Annotated in this window: 6 protein-coding genes and 1 pseudogene; 3 read left to right on the top strand and 4 right to left on the bottom strand. The window is 73.5% G+C overall.

Annotated features, from left to right (window positions below; genetic code table 11):
- Positions 1-901, top strand: a pseudogene (locus ACRDSK_RS29405) (hypothetical protein); the annotation flags it as partial.
- 61 nt (positions 902-962) lie between these two features.
- Here ACRDSK_RS29405 and ACRDSK_RS29400 read toward each other — a convergent pair.
- Entirely contained in the window at positions 963-1,625 is a 663-nt protein-coding gene (locus ACRDSK_RS29400; RefSeq protein ID WP_431444613.1) for a TetR family transcriptional regulator, read from the bottom strand.
- 17 nt (positions 1,626-1,642) lie between these two features.
- Between ACRDSK_RS29400 and ACRDSK_RS29395 the strand changes: the two genes are divergently transcribed.
- Together ACRDSK_RS29395 and ACRDSK_RS29390 are read left to right on the top strand one after the other, a co-directional pair.
- Positions 1,643-2,641, top strand: coding sequence for a LacI family DNA-binding transcriptional regulator (locus tag ACRDSK_RS29395; RefSeq protein WP_431444612.1), 999 nt, complete (start codon positions 1,643-1,645; stop codon positions 2,639-2,641).
- A gap of 122 nt (positions 2,642-2,763) precedes the next feature.
- A complete protein-coding gene (locus ACRDSK_RS29390; protein ID WP_431444611.1) occupies positions 2,764-4,971 on the top strand; it encodes a discoidin domain-containing protein in 2,208 nt (735 codons plus the stop codon).
- A gap of 64 nt (positions 4,972-5,035) precedes the next feature.
- On the opposite strand, the gene ACRDSK_RS29385 is transcribed toward ACRDSK_RS29390, so the two are convergent.
- The 3 genes from ACRDSK_RS29385 to ACRDSK_RS29375 form a co-directional block, all read right to left on the bottom strand.
- Positions 5,036-5,569 carry a sugar O-acetyltransferase gene (locus ACRDSK_RS29385; protein WP_431444610.1) on the bottom strand — a complete coding sequence of 178 codons (534 nt, stop codon included), beginning with the start codon at positions 5,567-5,569 and terminating at the stop codon, positions 5,036-5,038.
- Positions 5,570-5,579: 10 nt separating this feature from the next.
- Positions 5,580-6,620 (bottom strand): LacI family DNA-binding transcriptional regulator, encoded by a 1,041-nt coding sequence (locus tag ACRDSK_RS29380; RefSeq protein WP_431444609.1) that lies wholly within the window; start codon positions 6,618-6,620, stop codon positions 5,580-5,582.
- A 36-nt stretch (positions 6,621-6,656) separates the two neighbouring features.
- Positions 6,657-7,936 (bottom strand): glycoside hydrolase family 3 C-terminal domain-containing protein (locus tag ACRDSK_RS29375; protein ID WP_431444608.1); only part of this gene is annotated, 1,280 nt, incomplete at its 5' end.

The raw sequence follows: 7,936 nt of genomic DNA, 5'->3' as shown, positions 1-7,936 counted from the left end.
GCTGGAGCGCCCGGCCACCGGCCCGGCCGCGGCCGGCGGCTCGCGCTGCGAGCTGCCGCGCCAGGTGACGCTGGTGAACCGCGCGGAGGAGGTCCGCACGGTCGTGGCCGCCCTGTGCACCCCGGACGACGAGGGCGCGCGGGTGGTCGTCGTGCACGGGCCGCCCGGCGCCGGCAAGTCCGCGGTGGCGCTGCGCGCGGCGCACCAGGCGGCCTGGTGCTATCCCGACGGCCAGCGCTTCGTCGACCTCACCGACACCGCGCTCGACTCCGCGCTCGACTCCGCGCACTGGCGCTCGACCCTGGCCGGCCGCCGCGAGCTCGTCGTCGTCGACCACTGCACGTCGGCCGCGCAGCTGCGACCGCTGCTCGTCGCGGAGCCCGGCTGCGGGTTCCTGATCACCGCCGACACCCCGCTCGCCGCGATCGACGCCACCTGCCGGGTCACCGTCGGGCGACTGTCGACCCCGGCCGCCGTGGCGATGCTCGGCCGGCTCGTCGGCCGCCCGCGGCTCACCCCGGAGTGGGCCGCCGTGGAGCTCGTCGACCGCTGCGACCACCTGGCGCTCGCCGTTCGCGCGGCCGCCGCGGTGCTGATCGCCGACCCGCGGCTGGGCCTCGCGGAGCTCGCCGGGCGCCTGTCGAGCGGCATGGTGCTGGACGAGCTGGCCGTTGACGACCTGGACCTGAGGGCCCGCCTCCTGGCTCGCTACCGCGAAATGTCCATTATGGACCATGCGGCCGCGGCGGCGTTCCAGTACCTGGGCACCGACGGCGTCGCGGCCGGCGAGCTCTCGCCGGCGGTCGCGCGCCGGCTCGCCGAGCACGGCCTGCTGGAGGACGGGCAGCTCGCTCCGCTGACCCACCGGGTGGCGGTGGAGCTGGGTACCGGGCCCCCCTGAATCCCCGCCCGGACCCGCGATGAGATGTCATCATCGGGGAAGCGGGTCCGGGCGGGCCTATTCACGTCGCGCGTGCCGCCAGCCCGACGAGCTGGTTGACCAGGCCTTCGGTCAGCCCGCCGGCGAACAGGTCGGCCCCGCACGGGTGGCCGAGCTCGGCCGACGCGGTCGCGACCACCTCGGTCGGCTTGGCGTGCGGCCACAGGCCGGCGACGAGCACGACCACGGCGCCGGCGAAGTGCGTCGCGCCCGCCTCGTCGAGGACCGGGACCGCCGCGCGGACCAGCTCCGCGAACCGGGCGGTGTTGGCCGTGAAGCGACCCTTGAAGTCGCGAGCCACCTCGAGGGAGATGTTGCGCTCCAGCACCGAGGCCATCGCGGCGAACAGGTCGCACAGCAGCGGCTCGCCGATCAGCGAGGTGGCGATCTCGGTGGCCACCCGGGTCTCCCGGACGTGGCGGGCTCGCGAGCGGCCGGGGTCGAGCTCGAGCCCGTCGAGCCACGCCGTCCACGTCCGGTCCAGCACCTCGAGGAAGATCGCCTCGCGGCTGTCGAAGTAACGCAGCACATTGGACTTCGCGAGCCCGACGCGCTCGGCGAGCTCACGCAGCGAGATGTCCGCGACCGGCCGCTCGCGCAGCATCTGTGCCGCCGCGGTCAGGATGGCCTCGCGGCGGGCGGCCACCTGCTCCGGTCGCCGCGCACGCTGGAACGTGGTGCTCATCCCCGTATTCTGACGCAGTGCGCGTCACCATCGCCGAAGTCGCCCGGCGGGCCAGGGTCAGCAAGACCACGGTGTCGCGCGTGCTCAACAACAAGGGCGACGTGGACGCGAGCACCGCGATCCGCGTCCGCGAGGTCATCGCGGCCACCGGCTACACACCCAGCGCGGGCGCGGTCGGCCTCGCCCGGGGTCGCACACAGACAGTGGGCATGCTCGTGCCGGGGTTGACCTGGCCGTGGATGGGCGACGTGCTGCAGGGAGTCGCGGACGTGCTCGAGGCGCGCGGGTACGGGCTGCTGCTGAACACGATGAACCGGGGCGCGGACTCGCTGACGCAGTTCGCCCGGCACGTCTCGGCCAACGCGTTCGACGGGCTGCTGCTGGTCGAGCCGCCGGACACGCTGAGCTACATCACGTCGCTGCACATGGGCGGGCTGCCGGTCGTCATGATCGACGACCGGGGCCACCACCCCGGCTTCCCGTCGGTGGCGACGAGCAACCGCGACGGCGCCGCCGACGCCGCCGCGCACCTGCTCGGCAGCGGCCGGCGCAGCATCGCGATGGTCACCGGTCCGGCGGAGTTCGGCTGCACGCGGGACCGGTCGGCGGGCCTGCACGCCCGGCTGGCCGGAGCCGGTGTCCGGCTGGACCCGCGCCTGGTCGTCGAGGGCGACTTCACCCGCGGCGGCGGCCAGACGGCGGTCGACGACCTGATCGCCACGAAGCTCGCCTTCGACGCGGTGTTCGCCCACAACGACCTGATGGCGGTCGGCGTGCTGGACGGCCTGAGCGCGGCCGGCCGCGCGGTGCCGGCCGACGTGGCGGTGGTCGGCTTCGACGACATCTCCATCGCCGCGCACACCCGCCCGGCGCTGACCACGGTGCGCCAGCCGTCCCGCGAGATGGGCGAAGCCGCGGCCTCGATGCTGCTCGACAACCTCAACGGCGCCGACCTCCCCACCGTCCCGCACGTGGTCCCCACGTCTCTGGTGATCCGCGAGTCCGCCCCGGCCTGACCTGCCTTTCTTGACGCATCGGCAGCCCTCGCTGTTAAATGCATCACATACTCCGGAACCGGTTCCGGAACCGGTTTCTCTTCTGACTGGATCGATACACCCTGCACCCGGTTAGGACCACCATGAGACCTCCCAGACTGACCGCCCTGCTCGCGGTCGCCGCGACGGCGCTCGCCACGGTGACCGCGATCGGCGCGAGCAGCACACCCGCGGCGGCCGCGGCGTGCGGCACCGCCAACATCGCCCAGGGCCGCCCCGCGACCGCGTCCTCCACGGAGAACGCCGGCACTCCCGCGAGCGCGGCCGTCGACGGCAACACCGGCACCCGCTGGTCCAGCGCCTTCAGTGATCCACAGTGGCTCCAGGTGGACCTCGGCAGCGTTAGGCCGGTCTGCCGGGTCACCCTCAACTGGGAGGCGGCGTACGGCCGCGCGTTCCAGATCCAGCTGTCCGACAACGGCACCACCTGGAACACCGTCCACTCGACGACCACCGGCACCGGCGGCACCCAGTCGATCGACCTCACGGGATCCGGGCGCTACGTCCGCATGAACGGCACCGCCCGCGCCACCGGCTACGGCTACTCGCTGTGGGAGCTGGCCGTGTTCACCGACGGCGGCACCGGCCCGGGCGTGCCGGACACCGACCCGTTCAACCCGAACCTCGGCCCGAACACCTTCGTCTACGACCCCTCGACGCCGGCCGGCACCATCCAGAGCCGGCTCGACTCGATCGCGGCGCAGATGAAGACCAACCAGTTCGGCACCGAGCGCTACGCCGTGCTGTTCAAGCCCGGCACCTACGACGCCGACGTCAACCTGCGCTTCTACACCCACGTCGCCGGGCTGGGCATGTCGCCGGACGACGTCAACCTCAACGGCCACGTCCGGGTCGAGGCGGACTGGCTGCAGCAGGGCGACAACCCGGACAACAAGGGCAACGCCACGCAGAACTTCTGGCGTGCGGCGGAGAACCTGTCGGTGACGCTGCCGGCCGGCCAGATCGAGCGGTGGGCCGTCTCGCAGGCCGCGCCGTACCGGCGGATGCACCTGCGGGGCCAGGTCCAGCTGTGGAACGGCGGCGACGGTTGGGCGAGCGGCGGGCTGATCGCCGACTCGCGCATCGACGGCGTCGTCGAGTCCGGCTCACAGCAGCAGTTCTTCACCCGCAACAGCGAGCTGCGCGGCGGCTGGTCCGGTTCGGTGTGGAACATGGTGTTCACCGGCAGCACGGGCACGCCGCCGCAGCACTTCCCGAACCCGTCGCACACGGTCGTGGCCAGCACGCCGAAGATCCGCGAGAAGCCGTTCCTCCACGTCGCCGGCAACGGCGAGTACCGGGTGTTCGTGCCGGCGCTGCGGCAGAACACGAGTGGGACGTCGTGGGGCTCCGGCGCGCCGGCCGGCACGTCGGTGTCGCTCGCGGACTTCTACGTCGTGCAGACCGGCACACCGGCCGCGACGATCAACGCCGCGCTGGCGGAGGGCAAGCACCTGCTGTTCACGCCGGGCGTGCACCACCTGAACGAGCCGCTGCGGGTGACCAACCCGAACACGATCGTGCTGGGCATCGGGCTCGCCACGCTGACGCCGGACACCGGCCAGGCCGCGCTCCTCGTGTCCGATGTGGACGGCGTGAAGCTGGCCGGCCTGCTGCTCGACGCCGGCCCGCAGAACTCGCCGGTGCTCGCGGAGATCGGCCCGGCCGGCTCCTCGGCGAACCACTCGGCGAACCCGACCTCGCTGCACGACGTGTTCTTCCGGGTCGGCGGCGCGCACGCCGGGAAGGCCACGGTCTCGTTGCGGGTCAACAGCAACGACGTGATCGGCGACCACATGTGGCTGTGGCGCGGCGACCACGGCACCGGCATCGGGTGGAACACCAACACAGCCCAGAACGGGCTCGTGGTCAACGGCGCCAACGTCACGATGTACGGCCTGTTCGTCGAGCACTACCAGCAGTACAACACGATCTGGAACGGCGAGGGCGGCCGGACGTACTTCTACCAGAACGAGATGCCCTACGACCCGCCGAGCAACGCGGCGTGGGGCAGCTCGGGCGGCGGCGCGCAGGGCTGGGCGTCGTACAAGGTCGCCGACTCGGTGACGAGCCACGAGGCGTGGGGAGTCGGTGTGTACTGCTTCTTCAACACCAACCCGGCCGTCGTGGCCAGCCGTGGGTTCGAGGTGCCCAACCGGTCCGGGGTGCGCTTCCACGGTCTGGTCACGGTCTCACTGGGTGGCGTGGGGACGATCAACCGCGTCATCAACGACACGGGTGAGGTGGCTAACCTGCCGCACCAGGTGAGCTACGTACCGAACTACCCGTAGTCGAACGAGGCCGCCGTACCGGCCTCGCCAGGGGCGCCGCGGATCCTGCCCGCGGCGCCCCGTCTCACACCTGCCTGACCACGCGTGCCGGGTTGCCGACCGCGACCACGTTCGGCGGCAGGTCGCGCGGGACCACCGCGCCGGCGCCCACCACGGTGTTCTCCCCGATCGTCACACCCGGGCACACGACGACCCCGCCGCCGAACCAGACGTTGTCGCCGATCGTGATCGGCTCGCCGCCCTCCCACCTGGCACGCCGCAGCTCGGGATCGACCGGGTGAGTCGCGGTGTACAGCCCCACGTTCGGTCCTATTTGGACGTCCGCGCCGATGGTGATCCTCGCGATGTCGAGGAAGGTGGCGTTGTGGCCGATGAACGTCCGCGGCCCGATGGTGGTCTGGTAGCCGTACTCCACCCGGAACGGCGCGCGGATCTCCACGTCCTCGCCCACCTTCATCAGTTCGTACAGCGGCCGGTGGTCGGCCGCGGTGTTGAACCGCGAGTGCGCCGCGGCCGCGCGTCGCCGGTCCTCGTCGAGCTCCGGGTCGTCGGGGAGGTATGGCTCCCCCGCGAGCATGCGTTCCTTCTGGTTGGTCACCCGGAGGAGCCTAGGCCGAGTCGCGGACCACCAGCGTCGGGTCGAAGATCACCGAGCGAGGCGGGGCGGCCGGGTCCTCGATGTGGGCGAGCAGAAGGCGGGCCATCTCCGCGCCCATCTCCTCCACCGGCTGGCGGACCGTGGTCAGCTGCGGCCGGCAGGACCGCGCCGGGCTGCTGTCGTCGAAGCCGACGAGCGCCACGTCGTCCGGGACGCGGCGGCCCGCGTGCGCCAGCACGGCCAGCGCGCCCTGGGCCATCAGGTCGTTCGCGGCGAACACGGCGTCGATGTCCGGCTGCGCCGCGAGCAGCCGGGTCATCGCCACCTCGCCGCTGTCGTGGGTGAAGTTGCCCGCCTCGTTCGGCACGTGCGCGTGGCCGTGCCGGGCCATCGCGTCGCGGAAGCCGGCCAGCCGATCCCGGCTCGCCGGCACGTCCAGCGGCCCGGAGATCGACGCCACCCGGCGCCGGCCGCGCGCCGCGAGATGGTCGGCCGCGAGCTCGGCGCCGGCCCGGTGCGCGACGTCGACGTAGCTGATCGGGACCGGCGGCGTCGGCCGCGCGAACAGCACCACCGGCAGCGCCGCCCGCACGCACATGCCCGGCAGCGGGTCCGCCGCGTGCGTGGACACCAGCAGCGCGCCGTCCGCGCCGCCCTGCCGCAGATGGGCGACCACCTCCGCGCGCGCCGCCTCGGTGTCGGCCAGCATCAGCAGCGGGTGCATGGCGTGCCGGCGCAGGAAGTCGACCACGCCGCCGACCACCCGGCCGAAGAACGGGTCGCCGAACACCCGGCTCGAGTACCGCGGGTCGACCGGCCCGTCCGGCTCCCCCGCGCCCGACACGACCAGCGCCACCGCCCCGGTCCGCCGCGTCACCAGCGAGCGCGCGACCCGGTTGGGGGCGTACCCGGTCTCCTCGATGGCCCGCCGGACGACCTTCTGGATCTCCGTGTCCACGTTGCGGATGCCGTTGATCACCCGGGAGACCGTCGCCCGGGACACGCCGGCGACCCGGGCCACGTCCTCCAGGGTCGGCACTCCGTCAGTCACGCCCTCATCGTACGGGAGAGCGCTCTCCGAAACGGCTCAGAGCGTGACGGCCGCGGTCAGCGGCAGGTCGCCCGCGGACCGGCCCGCGTGGACCGTGAACGTGCCCGGCTCGAGCGCCCACCCCTGCTCCGTCCAGTGCTCGACGGCCCGCTTCGGGACCTCGACCACCGCGTCCACCACGCCGCCCGGCCCGGCGGTCACCGCGGCGAAGCCGGCGAGCCACCGCCGCGGCCGCCGCACCGAGCCGTCCGGACGGGCCAGGTACACCTGCACGACCTCGCGGCCGGGCCGGGATCCCGTGTTGCGCAACCGAACCCGCACCGAGCAGGCATGACCGTCCGGTTCGGACACCGAGATGTCCTCATAGGACCAGGTGGTGTAGCCGAGGCCGTGCCCGAACCAGTACGCCGGCTCCACCCCGGAGGCGAGCCACGCCCGGTAGCCGATGTCCAGCCCCTCCGCGTACGTCAGCACCCCGGCCGCCGGCCGGGTGTCGAGGACCGGCACGTCGGCCTCGGCGGCCGGCCAGGTGGTCGGCAGCCGCCCACCCGGCTCGGCCGTGCCGAAGAGCACGTCGGCGAGCCCGTGCCCGGCCTGCTCGCCGGGGAACCAGCTGAGCAGCACCGCGGGCACCTCGTCGCGCCACGGCAGCAGCACCGGCCCGCCGGAGTTGACTACCACGACCGTGTTCGGGTTCGCCCCGGCCACGGCGCGGACCAGCTCGTCCTGCCCACCCGGCAGGGCCAGCGTGGTCCGGTCGAAGCCCTCGCTCTCGATCTCGTCGGTGGTGCCAACCACGACGACGGCCGCGTCCGCCTCCGCGGCCAGCGCGACCGCGGCGGCCAGCTCGTCGACCGCGCGCCGCCGCGGCGGGTCGGCGGCCAGCAGCGTCGCGACCCCGGTGCCCGGTGCGAGCTCGCGGCGCGCCACCAGGTGCACGTCGACGCCCTCGGTGACCGCCAGCATGCCGGAGCGGAACGACGGCGCGAGGTGCACGGTGGCCGGGTCGTTGGTGCCGACCGGGATGTCCTCGTCGACGACCGGCCGGCCGTCCGCGGTCAGCGATACCGCGGCCCACCCGCCGACGGTCAGCCGCCACTCGCCGCTCGACGGCGGCCGCAGCAGCGCCTGGAGCTCGACCGTCGCGGCGCCCGGCACCTCGGCGGGCTCGAGGATCCGCCCGGACAGCCGCCGCTCGGCGTGCAGCTCGGCGCCGTCGGCGTCGAGCAGGCGCACCAGCACCCCCGGCTCGCCGGAGCGCGGGTCGCGGGCGGTGGCCGTGTCGAGCGGCGTCGGCAGCTCCGTCGGGTACGCGC

It is taken from the genome of Actinophytocola sp., assembly GCF_050699915.1.
In the GTDB taxonomy this organism is placed as follows: Bacteria; Actinomycetota; Actinomycetes; order Mycobacteriales; family Pseudonocardiaceae; genus Actinophytocola.
This window is presented reverse-complemented; position numbering and strand designations above follow the sequence as displayed.